14 protein-coding genes are annotated in these 12,789 nt (G+C 60.5%); 3 read left to right on the top strand and 11 right to left on the bottom strand.

The features are described 5' to 3' along the window. Positions 1 to 2 precede the first annotated feature (2 nt). From IF204_RS03525 to IF204_RS03485, 9 genes are all read right to left on the bottom strand, one after another. Positions 3 to 467, bottom strand: coding sequence for a host attachment family protein (locus IF204_RS03525; RefSeq protein ID WP_194094714.1), 465 nt, complete (start codon positions 465 to 467; stop codon positions 3 to 5). Between the two features lies 1 nt (position 468). Beyond that, positions 469 to 684 carry a hypothetical protein gene (locus IF204_RS03520; protein WP_167638445.1) on the bottom strand — a complete coding sequence of 72 codons (216 nt, stop codon included), beginning with the start codon at positions 682 to 684 and terminating at the stop codon, positions 469 to 471. 121 nt (positions 685 to 805) lie between these two features. Then, positions 806 to 2,713, bottom strand: a complete 1,908-nt coding sequence (locus IF204_RS03515; RefSeq protein ID WP_194094712.1) for a methyl-accepting chemotaxis protein — start codon at positions 2,711 to 2,713, stop codon at positions 806 to 808. Positions 2,714 to 2,861: 148 nt separating this feature from the next. Then, entirely contained in the window at positions 2,862 to 3,461 is a 600-nt protein-coding gene (locus IF204_RS03510; RefSeq protein WP_167638443.1) for a superoxide dismutase, read from the bottom strand. A gap of 200 nt (positions 3,462 to 3,661) precedes the next feature. After that, positions 3,662 to 4,228, bottom strand: coding sequence for a sarcosine oxidase subunit gamma (locus IF204_RS03505; protein WP_194094710.1), 567 nt, complete (start codon positions 4,226 to 4,228; stop codon positions 3,662 to 3,664). Beyond that, on the bottom strand, positions 4,221 to 7,220 hold the full coding sequence (locus tag IF204_RS03500; RefSeq protein ID WP_194094708.1) for a sarcosine oxidase subunit alpha family protein: 3,000 nt from the start codon (positions 7,218 to 7,220) through the stop codon (positions 4,221 to 4,223). Before IF204_RS03500 ends, IF204_RS03505 begins: the two co-directional genes overlap by 8 nt. Next, complete coding sequence (locus IF204_RS03495) at positions 7,217 to 7,546, bottom strand: sarcosine oxidase subunit delta (protein ID WP_194094706.1); 330 nt, start codon at positions 7,544 to 7,546, stop codon at positions 7,217 to 7,219. Before IF204_RS03495 ends, IF204_RS03500 begins: the two co-directional genes overlap by 4 nt. Positions 7,547 to 7,560: 14 nt before the next feature. Continuing rightward, positions 7,561 to 7,839: a hypothetical protein gene (locus IF204_RS03490; protein ID WP_194094704.1), complete on the bottom strand. Its 279-nt coding sequence runs from the start codon at positions 7,837 to 7,839 to the stop codon at positions 7,561 to 7,563. Then, complete coding sequence (locus IF204_RS03485) at positions 7,839 to 9,083, bottom strand: sarcosine oxidase subunit beta family protein (RefSeq protein WP_194094703.1); 1,245 nt, start codon at positions 9,081 to 9,083, stop codon at positions 7,839 to 7,841. Before IF204_RS03485 ends, IF204_RS03490 begins: the two co-directional genes overlap by 1 nt. Positions 9,084 to 9,298: 215 nt before the next feature. Between IF204_RS03485 and ccmI the strand changes: the two genes are divergently transcribed. From ccmI to IF204_RS03470, 3 genes are read left to right on the top strand one after another with little or no spacing between them, the layout of a single operon-like run. Beyond that, a complete protein-coding gene (gene ccmI / locus IF204_RS03480; RefSeq protein ID WP_194094701.1) occupies positions 9,299 to 10,507 on the top strand; it encodes a c-type cytochrome biogenesis protein CcmI in 1,209 nt (402 codons plus the stop codon). Further along, positions 10,504 to 10,974: a Holliday junction resolvase RuvX gene (gene ruvX, locus IF204_RS03475; protein WP_194094699.1), complete on the top strand. Its 471-nt coding sequence runs from the start codon at positions 10,504 to 10,506 to the stop codon at positions 10,972 to 10,974. The genes ccmI and ruvX overlap by 4 nt, the downstream gene beginning before the upstream one ends. Continuing rightward, positions 10,975 to 11,220 (top strand): DUF1289 domain-containing protein, encoded by a 246-nt coding sequence (locus IF204_RS03470; RefSeq protein WP_194094697.1) that lies wholly within the window; start codon positions 10,975 to 10,977, stop codon positions 11,218 to 11,220. It abuts the gene before it with no gap. Here the strand turns inward: IF204_RS03470 and IF204_RS03465 are convergent. Together IF204_RS03465 and IF204_RS03460 are read right to left on the bottom strand one after the other, a co-directional pair. Beyond that, positions 11,210 to 11,956: a phytanoyl-CoA dioxygenase family protein gene (locus tag IF204_RS03465; protein ID WP_194094695.1), complete on the bottom strand. Its 747-nt coding sequence runs from the start codon at positions 11,954 to 11,956 to the stop codon at positions 11,210 to 11,212. The two genes, IF204_RS03470 and IF204_RS03465, sit on opposite strands and share 11 nt — an antisense overlap. After that, positions 11,953 to 12,771 (bottom strand): sulfite exporter TauE/SafE family protein, encoded by an 819-nt coding sequence (locus IF204_RS03460; RefSeq protein ID WP_407658883.1) that lies wholly within the window; start codon positions 12,769 to 12,771, stop codon positions 11,953 to 11,955. The genes IF204_RS03465 and IF204_RS03460 overlap by 4 nt, the downstream gene beginning before the upstream one ends. Positions 12,772 to 12,789 lie beyond the last annotated feature (18 nt).

Below are 12,789 nucleotides of genomic sequence, written 5' to 3'. Positions count from 1 at the left end.
ATTTAGTGGACCGTGTCACCGTCCAGCTCTTTGTGGAGCATCTGCTCCAGCTTATCGAGCGGGTGATTTGTCAGATCCTTGTCCAGTTCTGCAACGATCTTGTCGCTCACCTCTTTGTGGAGCGACTTGCGCACCTCACCGAGCGTATTCGGCGATGCGACGAGCACCAGACGGTCGAATTTGCCTTTGTGCGCCAGCTTGTAAAGCTTGTCGGCAATGTCCGAAGCGAAGCGATCCTTGGCAAGCTGGTGCCAGTCCGTGTCATCAAGAGCCGACTTTTGGCCCGGACCGTTGTCGTTCATACGGCCGGGGCGGTTGGCCGACTGTTCGTAGTCCGACGGGTTTTCCTGCTCGTCGATGCTGACCACGTTCAGATTGGGGTTGTGCGCATCCATATCGTTACGAAGGAAAAGCGCCTTTTCACCATCGGCAACGACGACCCAGGTGCCTTGTGTCAGTACAGCCATCTTATTTTTCCTCGTTACCGGTTTCGATTTCGTCGGATTTGCGGACACGGGTCGTCGTGGGACGTCCCTGCTCTACCGCTTTCTCTTCGTCACGGGTGCCAACTTTGCGTTGAAGGTTTCCGCCTTCGCGACCGGCTTTGGAGGGTGCTTCCTCGACATCACCGATCAGCTCTTCGGTCTCGCTGCGACCATCTTGGGATCTATAGCGTTCGGCCATAATGAGCCTCCTTTCATTTGAGAAACCAACGCGCAAAAACCCGTATCCGTTCCACCGGCGGGCAATCACAAAACCTTTGAATTGAAAGAAGAAAGGGCGCCACATGGGCGCCCTTGGTCAGTTATGCGAACTGTGCATGTGCAGCATCGTCCGGCCAATCGTTCGCGGGTGTGAGGTCGATCGGGTCGTCCTCCGCGCTGTCTTCGCTGGTCAATTCGCGTGACAGGCTGCGCATCTCGGTTTCAAGCCGCATGGTCGCGTCGTTGATTTCATTGAGCGTTGCCGACTGCTGGCGGCTGACGGAGGTCAGCGATTCAACCAGTGCCGCGATCTCTCCCGCACCGGCCGCCAATTCATCGAGGGCGGAGCCGCTTTGCTCCACGATAACGACACCATCACTGATCTCTTTCGCGGCTTCCTCAATCAGTTCGGAGACGTCACCCGCCGCACGTGCAGAGCGGGCGGCGAGCTGCTGCACTTCGGTCGCAACCACGGCAAAACCGCGCCCTGCAGGCCCTGCCCTTGCCGCTTCGACACGGGCGTTAAGGGCCAGAAGGTTGGTCTGGAACGCGATCTCGTCGATGATCTTGATAATCGATGTAATCTTGTCCGACGCCTTGCGGATACGGTCCATCGCCTCGATGGCGTTCTGGGTGATGTGTGTGCCCTCGTAAGCCATATCGCGCATTTCGCCGACGCGGATATTCGCGGTTTCGGTCGATTTCAGCGCGCTGTTTACCGACTGGGCCAGTTCCTCAGTCGATTGGGCAGTGTGTTCGATATCGCGGCTGATCCGGTCCGAACGGGAGCGGCCATTCTCGGCGCGAATTTTGATGGCTTCCAATTCACGCTGGCGCGCCGCTTGACGCGCCAGAGCCTCGTCGCGGTTCTTTTTAATCGTGTCGCGAAAAACGACGAGCGTCGAAATCAGTGTCGATATGCCGTTGGTGCCCGGCTTGGGAAGTTCAACGTCGTAGTCACCTTCGGTCATATTGACCGCTGCGCCGACGATCTCTCCCATCACCTCGGAATTGAACTTGGTGAACCCGTAGATGATCAAAGCCGACAGCATGATGCACAACAGCCCGCCCATGACAGTCAGGATCAGAGAGCGCCAAGCCGCGACCGACAGCGCGGCCTCTTTCTTCATGATGATGTCCCAAAGCTGACGCTCCGCATCGAACAGCAGGTTCACGCGTTTGGTGTGAAGGGCAAACACCTCGGCTGGGGTGAGGTTAAACGTGTAGCGCTTGGCCTGTTCCTGAATTTCGAGAACCGCGAGGTTTTCTGGCGAGTTTATGAAGTCCTCATAGGACTTCTGCACCAACGGGTCGGAGATCTGGTTGTACTGATCCAAATAGGCTTGGAACAGCGTCCGATGGATGATGAACAGATCATAGTCCGAATTAGTAAAGGACAGCTGCGTGGCAATGCGCGTGTCAATCGCCCGTTGCAGTCCGGTCTGCTCCTTGGCGCGGAGGAGCGCGTTGTAGCCGTCAAGATAGACGGCGAGCGATGGCTCTTGCGTCAGCTGCGCCATCAGGTCCGACAGATGCTGGAGCCGCGCGATGATGTCCTTGTAGACCTCGACCATTTCGGGACCGGTGATGATCTTGCCATCAACCTTGCTGCGGATGCGGGCGACTTCCTCGTCGACGGCTTTCACTTCGTCGTAGTAAGCCGCAAAGAGCGGCGGCACTGCGCCAAGCTCAAACGCCTGCCACGCCTCGATTTTTTCATCCACGACAGCGCGCTGTGCGATCAATTCGTCGCGGCCACTGTGTCCGCCGCTCGCGAGGAAGCTAGCGGATCGTCCGCGCTCCGCCTGCATTGCATGGACGACCGCATTCACGACCGTGACCGTTTCGAGCATTTCTTCAAGGCCCTGAACATCGGCCACTTCCTTGTAGCGAATGCCCGAATAGGACAGCGCGACAATGATGCCGAATACAAGCGGAAGCCCTCCCAGCAGCATATGCCGCCAGAACGTGCTCCAGTTCAGGGTGATGTGACGAAACAGTCGGGACATACGCGCAGCCTTGGGAGTGATCTCTCCAAAGTCACAACGGTCGGATGATAGGATCGTTTAGCGGATATGGCCGCGCTATCCCGATGCGCCCCCCTGAAAAACAGAAAAGCCGCCCGAAGGCGGCTTTTCGTATCGGCATTCGCAGCGATTACATGCGCGAAGCGACGTTCTCCCAGTTGACCAGGTTGTCGAGGAAGTTGGTCAGGTAGGCCGGACGCTTGTTGCGGTAGTCGATGTAGTAGGAGTGTTCCCACACGTCGCAACCGAGCAGAGCGGTCTGGTTGAAGCACAGCGGGTTGACGCCGTTCTCGGTCTTGGTGACCTTGAGCGAGCCGTCAGCGTCCTTCACGAGCCAAGCCCAGCCCGAACCGAACTGACCTGCGCCAGCGGCCGAGAACTCGTCCTTGAACTTGTCGACCGAACCGAAGGACTCGGTCAGAGCCTTTTCCAGCTCGCCCGGCATCTTGCTGTCGTTCGGGGTCATCATTTCCCAGAACTGGTTGTGGTTCCAGAGCTGCGAGATGTTATTGAAGATACCGTTCTGGGCAACTGCGCCCTGCTGGTAGGTGCCCTTGATGATCTCTTCGAGCGACTTGCCTTCCCACTCGGTGCCTTCAATCGCCTTGTTGCCGTTGGTGACATAGGCGTTGTGGTGCAGGTCGTGGTGATACTCGAGGGTCTCTTTGGACATGCCCTTCGAAGCGAGTGCGTCGTGGGCGTACGGAAGATCGGGAAGTTCAAAAGCCATTGATCTAATCCTCTTTAAAGATTTGTGTTCGCTGCCTTGTAACAAAGCGCAACGGCATCCCACGTCAACCCCGAATGCACCTCAAGACCGTGTGTCTATGCGGACAGAGTGGGTGCACCAGAGCGCGTACCCGACAATTACCATCAGAAAAAGAAAGCGGCCGCCGAAGCGACCGTTTCCCATCTCATACTTTGGTCGGATCAGAGAGCGCCGACCAGACCGTCCTTGGCTGACTGCGCGAGCAGGTCGAACACATAGGTCGATACCGAACGGAAGCAGATGACCTTGTAGCTGTTGGTACCGTCGCACCAGACAGCCGCAGCAACCTGCGCCATACGGGTGCGGCGCACCATGCCTTCGCCAAAGGCACCAGCCGACAGGTCGACAGGCACGTTCTTGGCGATGACTTCTGCTGCGCCCTCGCCTTCGACGGCGATCAGGCTGCGGGCGTCCGATACGTTGACCGCGAGGAAGTGGCTGCCCTGAAGCGCCTCTTCGATCTGGGCCACGATACCGTTTACGTCGGCATAGGGCACCAGAACGAGCAGTTCGTCCGGAGACATCCACGCCACGCTGCGGTCGCCATTCGATACGATCGTGCGCACGTCGGGAATTTCCAGCCCGATGATGTGCGACAGGACGGTAAAGAAGTTCTCATCCTCGAACGTGCCGCGCATGGAGATCATTCCCTGCAGGCCGCAATCACGGACGGTCACGCCGTTCGCGGTAGCAACTTTGCCGTTCAGAGCGCTGACTGCATTAGACATTCTGCTTTTCCCCGTCCTTATCGTAGAAACACGGATCGACGATCTTGGCTTTGATCAGGCCGCCGTTTTCATCCTGGAACTCGATGGTTTCACCCATGCGGTCCGGACCGTTTGCGACCAGAGCCATCGCGATGCCCTTCTTGAGCGTCGGCGAGTAGTAGGTCGACGTGATACGGCCCTGCGTGTTGCGCTGACCGTTGGCGTTTGTGCCCGGAGCCGGAGCGTGCGAGCCGTCCGGAATGACCGAACCGTCGACCGTTTCGACACCGACGAGCTTCCAGCGCTTCGGGTCGGCCATATGCGAACGTTCCTGCGCACGCTTGCCGAGGTAGTCCTCTTTCTTCTTGGACAGCGCCCACTGAAGGTTGAGGTCCTGCGGAATGATCGTGCCGTCGGTTTCGTCGCCGATCATGATGAAGCCCTTCTCGGCACGCATGATGTGCATGGCTTCGGTACCGTACGGCATGACGCCGAACTCTTGGCCCTTTTCCAGCAGCGCGTTCCAGAAGGCCGCACCCTGCGATGCAGGAACCGCGACTTCGTAGGACAGCTCGCCCGAGAACGAGATACGGTAGATGCGTGCGTCGAACTCACCCAGCTTGCCTTCGCGCCATTCCATGAACGGGAAGGCTTCCTTGGACAGATCCATGTCGCCGCCGAAGCTTTCCAGCAGCTTGCGCGCCTTCGGACCGGCAACGGCAACCTGCGCCAGTTGTTCGGTGATGTTGGCGGTGTAAACCTTCCAATCCCACCATTCGCACTGGAGCCAGTCTTCCATCCAGCCGTGGATACGATCCGCACCGCCGGTGGTGGTGTGGCAGAGCCAGGTGTCCTCGTTCAGACGCACGACAACGCCGTCGTCCGAGAGGAAGCCGTTCTCGTTGCACATCAGACCGTAGCGGCACTTACCGATCGGCAGGGTGCTCATCATGTTCGTGTAGAGCATGTCGAGGAACTTGCCCGCGTCCGGACCTTTGACAATGATCTTGCCGAGGGTCGAAGCGTCGAGCAGACCGACGTTCTCACGCACGTTCAGGATCTCGCGGTTGACCGCATCGTGGACCTTTTCGCCATTGCGAACAAAGGCATAGCCACGGCGCCAGTGACCGACGGGCTCCCAATCCACACCGTTGCCGTCGTGCCAGTCGTGCATCGGAGTGCGACGCAGCGGCTGGAACAGATCGCCGCGTGCCGAACCGCCGATGGAGCCCATCGAGATCGGGGTATACGGCGGACGGAACGTGGTGGTGCCGACAGCAGGGATCGGCGCGTCGAGCGATTTCGACAGGATGGCCAGACCGTTGATGTTCGACAGTTTGCCTTGGTCAGTCGCCATACCCAGCGTGGTGTAACGCTTGGTGTGTTCGACGGACTCGTAGCCTTCCTGAGCGGCGAGCATGACGTCCGACACCTTCACGTCGTTCTGGTAGTCGAGCCACGCCTTCATGCGCTTCTTCGGACCTGCGCCCTGCGGCATGAGCCAGACAGGAGCGACGGCCTTTTCGGCAGCGTCGGTGGCGGAGGGAGCACCCTCGCCTTTGACGCCCGCAGCAGCGCGGCCAGCGGCAGCAGCGTCAGCCAGACCTTCGGCCATGCCGAGGTAGCCGTTTGCCGAACCGGCAGCGATGACGAACGGTTTGCCGTCAGCGCCCGTCGGGCCCTTGTCGACGTCGGGGCGGAACATGACTTTGGCGTCGTCCCAGACCAGCTTGCCACCGCAGTGCGACCAGAGGTGCACGACAGGCGACCAGCCGCCCGACATCGCAACGCATTCACACGCGATCTCTTCGAGGACAGCGCCTTCGCCAGCCTGCGAGCAGATCGCGACGCCGGTGACGCGCTTACCGCCTTTGACCTTGGCAATGCCCTTGCCCTTGAGGACACGGATGCCAGCAGCTTCGGCTTCGGCGCCAATCGCGCCTGCACCGCCTTCGCGGGCGTCGACGATTGCGGGCACCGACAGACCGGCTTTTTTGAGCGCGAGCGCAGTGCGGTAGGCGTCGTCGTTGTTGGTGACAACAACGGTGCGGTCGCCAACAGACACGCCCCAGTTCACGACGTAGTCGCGAACGGCAGCAGCCAGCAGAACGCCAGGAATGTCGTTGCCGGCGAACGACAGCGGACGTTCGATAGCACCGGTTGCAGTGACGATCTGACCGGCGCGGATGCGCCACAGGCGGTGACGGGCACCGGACTTGTCAGCGAGGTGGTCAGTCAGACGCTCGTAGGCCAGCACGTAGCCGTGGTCATAGACGCCCGAAGCCATCGTGCGATCACGCAGGGTGACGTTCGGCATATCGGCGAGCTTGGCGAGGGTCTGGTTGATCCATGCCTCGGTGCTCTCGCCGTCGATCAGGCCGCCGTCAACGACAGCGCGGCCGCCCCATGCTGCGGTCTGTTCGACCACGAGCACTTTCTTGCCCGACTTCGCAGCTTCCATCGCAGCGGTCAGACCGGCGACACCGCCGCCCACAACCATAACGTCACAGAAGAAGTAGAAGTGTTCGTAGACGTCCGCGTCCTTTTCCTGCGGCACCTGACCCAGACCGGCCGACTGGCGGATGAAGGGTTCATAGACGTGCTTCCAGAAAGCGCGCGGGTGGATGAACATCTTGTAATAGAAACCGGCGGGCAGCCAGCGTGCGAACAGCTGGTTGATCGCGCCGATGTCGAATTCGAGGCTCGGCCAGTGGTTCTGCGAGGTCGAGGTCAGACCGTCGTAGACTTCCTGCGTGGTGGCACGCTGGTTCGGCTCGAAACGACCGCCCGAGTTCAGGTTCATCAGCGCGTTCGGCTCTTCCGCACCCGACGCGACAACGCCGCGCGGACGGTGGTATTTGAACGAGCGGCCGACCATCATCTGGTCGTTGGCCAGCAGAGCCGACGCGAGCGTGTCGCCCTCGTAGCCCTTCAGGCGCTTGCCGTTGAACTGGAATTCGACCGGCTTGTTACGGTTGATCAGGCGACCACCGGTGGAGAGACGAGTGCTCATGCGTTTTCCTTCCAAGCCCAGCCGGGGTGTTTGGCGCGGATGGCGTCTTTGACTTCTTGCGGAGGCTCTTGGGTCTGGGCCGGATAGGTCCCGAAGACTTCGAGCGTGGCGGTATCACGGGCGGCAAGGAACCACTTGCCGCAGCCGTAGGCATGGCGCCAGCGTTCGAGATGAACGCCTTTCTTGTTCTCGCGCATGAACAGGTATTCTTCGAAGGCAGCGTCGCTGTCGCCGACAGTCGCACGCTTCAGGTGCGCCTCGCCGCCAGCGGCCAGTTCGGTTTCTTCGGCATCGATGCCGCAATAGGGGCAATGCAGGATGAGCATGTTGTTGACCTTATTTAGCCGTAAACCAGAGGAGGGATCACGAGCGTTGCGGTACCGATCGCAATCAGGACGAATTGTAGAATAATCAGCCTAGATTGATTGGTCGGCGTGGTATCTTCCTCGCCGACCACAGCGCGGCGGTTCAGCATGAGGCCGTACAAAGTAGCGAAGCCGATAAGAAGCGTCCCGGCCACGTTGAAGAAATCTAGGTCGCGATAAACGTGACCCGCACCTAAAAAGCAACCGTAGCCAAACATGTAGGCAATGAAGAGAAAACGGTCGAACGTTCGCATTAGTGTGCAACCCCGGCAGCCACCGACTCGTCGATGAACTTGCCTTCGCGGAAGCGGTACATATCGAATTCTTCGGCCAGCGGGCTGTGACCCTTGGCCATCAGTTCGGCCATCGCCCAACCCGATCCCGGGATCGCCTTGAAGCCGCCGGTACCCCAGCCGCAGTTGACGAAGATGCCGTCGACCGGCGTCTTGGAGATGATCGGCGAACGGTCACCGGTCATGTCGACGATACCGCCCCATTGACGCAGCATCTTCAGACGCGAGATCATCGGGAAGGTTTCGACCAGTGCGCGGACGGTTTCCTCTGCGTGGTGGAAAGAGCCACGCTGAGTGTAGTTGTTAAAGCTGTCGGTGCCGCCACCGATGACCATCTCGCCCTTGTCCGACTGGGACAGGTAGCCGTGGACGGTGTTCGCCATGACGACAACGTCCATGCACGGCTTGATCGGCTCGGACACGAGCGCCTGAAGCGCAACGGATTCGATCGGCAGACGGAAGCCAGCCTTTTCAGCCAGAACCGACGTGTGACCAGCAACGACCATACCGAGCTTGTCGCAATCGATGTCGCCCTTGGTGGTCGAAACGCCAACTACCTTGCCGTTTTCACGGCGCACGTCGGTGACTTCGCACTTCTGGATGATGTCCATGCCCATGTCGGAACAAGCGCGGGCATAGCCCCAAGCCACAGCGTCGTGACGGGCGGTGCCGCCGCGTTCCTGATAGAGGCCACCCATGACCGGATAGCGCGGACCATCGATGTTGATGATCGGGCAGAGCTCTTTGACCTGCTCGGCATTGATCCACTTGGTCGACACGCCCTGAAGTTCGTTGGCGCGAACGGTACGCTTGTAGCCGCGGACCTCGTGATGGGTCTGGGCCAGCATGATGAGACCGCGCGGGCTGAACATGATGTTGTAGTTCAGGTCCTGCGACAGGTTCTCGTACAGGCTCAGCGCCTTGTCGTAGATCGCAGCAGACGGGTCCTGAAGGTAGTTCGAGCGGATGATGGTCGTGTTACGACCGGTGTTACCACCGCCGAGCCAGCCCTTTTCGATAATTGCGACATTGGTGATGCCGTAATTTTTACCCAAGTAGTACGCTGTCGCGAGCCCGTGCCCACCGGCACCGACGATGATGACATCGTATTTCTTTTTCGGCGCTGGCGATCGCCATGCGCGTCCCCAACCCGTGTGATAGCGCAGGCCCTCTCGGGCGACCGCAAAGACGGAATAACGTTTCATCGGCACCGAATCCCTAGTGTTAGTCATGGGCGTCCCATTGCCCCGTAAGTGGACTGAACCCGTTACAAAATGGCGACTGGAGGCGCCGTAATATTGCATCTTTGCGACATAGGTGGAGGACAGCTTGTCGCAGGAGCAAAGGGTGCATCCTTGCTCTCCCTCTTTTACATAGGTCTGACCCCCGCTAATGAGGGGCAAGGGAAATCGGAGGCACCATGCTGTTCTGGATCATTGTAGTCGCGATTGCGGCAGTTGTCGCGATTATGCTGCTCCTGCCTCTGTGGCGCAGCGCGCCCGCGGTCCAAGAAGACCGCAACGACATGACGATCTACAAGGACCAGCTCGCAGAGGTTGAGCGCGACCTTGCCCGCGGTGTCCTGAATGCCGAAGAGGCAGAGCGCACCCGCACAGAGATCGCCCGCCGCTTGCTTGCCGCCGATCAGGCCGAACAGAGCGCCACGCCCAAAGCGCCGCGTACTCCGGCCATTGTTATGTCGGTTATCGCCTTCGGGTTGCTGATTGCCGGCACCGCCTACGGTTACTGGTCGCTCGGCGCGCCGGGGTATCCCGACATGCCGCAGAAGGCCCGGATCGAGTTCGGCCGAGAGATGCGCGAGAACCGCATCAGTCAGGAAGAGGCCGAAAGCCTCATCGATCAGTCCGCTTTTCCGCCGGTTGAGGCCCCTCAGGATTACATCGACATGGTCGCGCAGCTTCGCGAGATCGTGCCGACCCGCCCCGACGACCTGCAAGGCTGGGCGCTTCTCGCCCGCCACGAAGCCGCCCTTGGCAACTATGTCGCCGCCCGTGTCGCCCAGCAGGAGCTCGTCACCCGCAAGGGCGCCGATGCAACCCAAGGCGAGCTGACCACGCTGGCCGATCTGATGGTCGGCGCGGCAAACGGTTTCGTCTCGCCCGAGGCAGAGACAGTCCTGCGCACCCTTGTTGACCGCGACCCCGACGACATCGCTGCCCGTTATTATTTCGGCCTGCTCTACGGCCAGACTGACCGCCCCGACCTCGCCTTCCGCTTGTGGCGCGAAGTCGTGGAGAGCGGCTCTGACGCGCCCTACGTCGAATGGGCACGCTCCCAGATCATGGAAGCGGCGCAACTCGCGGGCGCCGATTACGAACTGCCGTCGCTGCGTGGACCGACTCAGGACCAGATCAACGACGCCGCCGGAATGGACGCCGAAAGCCAAGCCGCGATGATCCAAGGCATGGTCGACGGCCTGTCCGAGCGACTGGCGACCGAAGGCGGCTCTGCTGCGGAATGGGCGCAGCTTATCAGCGCGCTCGGCGTTCTTGGCCAGACCGACCGCGCCGCAGCTATCTGGGGCGAAGCGCAGCAGGTCTTTGCTGGCCGCGACGACGCCCTCGCCCAAATCCGCAATGCAGCCATTTCCGCAGGTGTCGCAGAATGATCCTCAACGACACGGCAGAATTCGCGACTGCCCTGCCCCCGTTCCGCGCGATCTGCGGCCTCGACCTTGGCACCGTGACCATCGGTGTTGCGGTGTCGGACGGGATGCGCTCTGTCGCGACCCCGCTGGAGACGATCAAGCGCAAGAAGTTCACGCTGGATGCACAGCGGCTCCTTGAGATCATCAAGGCGCGCAACCTCGCCGGTATCGTGCTCGGCCTGCCGCTGAACATGGACGGTTCAGAGGGCCCGCGCGTCCAGTCGACCCGTGCATTCGCCCGCAACCTTGAGAAACTGACCGACATCCCGATCACCTTCTGGGATGAGCGGCTTTCCACCGTTGCCGCCGAAAGAGCGCTCTTGGAGGCGGATACGTCACGAAAGCGTCGCGGAGAGGTGATCGACCACGTCGCTGCGGGCTTTATCTTGCAGGGAATGCTGGACCGTTTGCGTTTTCTGGAGAGCTGAGTGAACAAGCCGCACAACACCGACCACATCTGGAAACGGGCCGAGATCGAAAGCCCTTGCGTGAAGCTGTGCTCGATCCATCCGGAAACGAAAACCTGCGTCGGCTGCAAGCGCACGATGGAAGAGATCGGTAACTGGAGCCGCTACACGCCCGAAAAGCGCCGCGAGATCATGAACGAACTCCCGCAGCGCAACCAGGAACTCAAGCAGCGCCGCGGTGGCCGCGCTGCCCGTCTCAGTCTCTGAGCCAGTCGCGGATCGACGCCATCTGCGGTCGGAAGAACGCGATCTGACGTCCGTCCTTCGGCGGCTTCGATTTGCCCTGAGGCGCGGTGCCGTGAATGACGAAACGGTCGAGTAGCACCGCCTGCCCCGCCTTCATCGGCAACTCCACACGCTCGCAACACTCGAACACTTCGTTCCGCGCATCACTATAGATCTCGGTCACGTCGATGTCGGACCACATCGCGGCCGGCATTCCTGCAAAGGCCACTGTGAACGCCTCGCGCATGATCTCTTCCGATCCCGGCCAGACCACGAGCGGACAAGCCTCCGCATCGGTCAGCGCGATCCCGAGGATGTAGGCGTGCGGCTCTTTCATAAAGCGACGCTTTTGCGGTCCCTCGGCCAGCAAACCGTCAAAATGGGCAGCGTCGCGCTTCAGGCGGAACTGGTGGGCCTTGTCGCTCTCGCCCTCGTCCTTTTTCGGGTAACCGTCGTAGACCACCGATAGCTGCGCGGGATGCAGCGGCAGACCGGGGATCATGCCCTCCCACGGACCGCGAAGAGGGACGCCATTGATCGCGCCCTGCTCGTCATTGGGCAGCGCATCAACGCCCACGAACCACGTTTTGCCATGACGCAACCACTTGGCCTGCATTGCGGGATCGGCGAGCACCTTGTCCGCCTCGACTTTCGCCGCCTTGGCCCAAGCCGTCGTTTCGGGTGTCGCCTCGAACTGGATGAAACCGCCCTCGATCATGCGCCCAGCGCCTTCCGCAGCATGTTGAGCGCCACAAGGATCAGGAACACACCAAAGATGCGCTTGAGCCGTTTCGGGTCCGTCATGTGCGCCAGCTTCGCGCCCAGCGGAGCAGTCAGCGTCGTCATCGCGATCACCACGAGGAATGCCGGAATGTTCACTGCGCCGATCGAATACGGCGGTGCATTGGGCATATCGACAAACATAAATCCGATCACACTCGGTACCGCGATGACAAATCCAAAGCCCGCAGCCGTCGCTACCGCACGGTGGATCGGCACGCCGAACAGAGTCATCGTCGGCACACCAAAGCTTCCGCCACCGATACCCATGAGGACCGACAGGAACCCGATCAGAGGCGAGAAAATGAAGCCCACGGGTCCCTTCGGCATCGTGTCACCGATCTGCCAGTCATTGCGCCCGAACGCCATATAAAGGCCAATGAACGTCGCCAGACCGCCAAAGATCAGCTGAAGCTCACGGGTCCGCAATTGCGACGCAACGAACACGCCGATGATCGCGCCAATCACGATGCCCAGCGCCATCTGGCGTAAGATCGGCCATTCGACCGCGCCTTTGCGGTGGTGGCTCAGCACCGACCGCGCAGAGGTCACAATGATGGTCGCCAACGAGGTCGCGAGGCAGACCTGCATGAGCTGCTCTGACCCGTAACCGAGCGCATTGAAGGTGTAATAGAACGCCGGCACGAGCACGATCCCGCCCCCGACGCCGAGCAATCCCGCGAGCACGCCCGCAAAGGCCCCGATAACCGCGAGCAGCGCGGCCGCCATGATCAAAGTCGTCGGATCGGACACGGGCACTCTCCAGTTCGG

The sequence above is a fragment of the Marivivens aquimaris genome (assembly GCF_015220045.1).
GTDB classification, from domain to species: Bacteria; Pseudomonadota; Alphaproteobacteria; order Rhodobacterales; family Rhodobacteraceae; genus Marivivens; species Marivivens aquimaris.
Note: the sequence above shows the minus strand (reverse complement) of the source record. Positions and strands in the feature narration are given on the sequence as shown.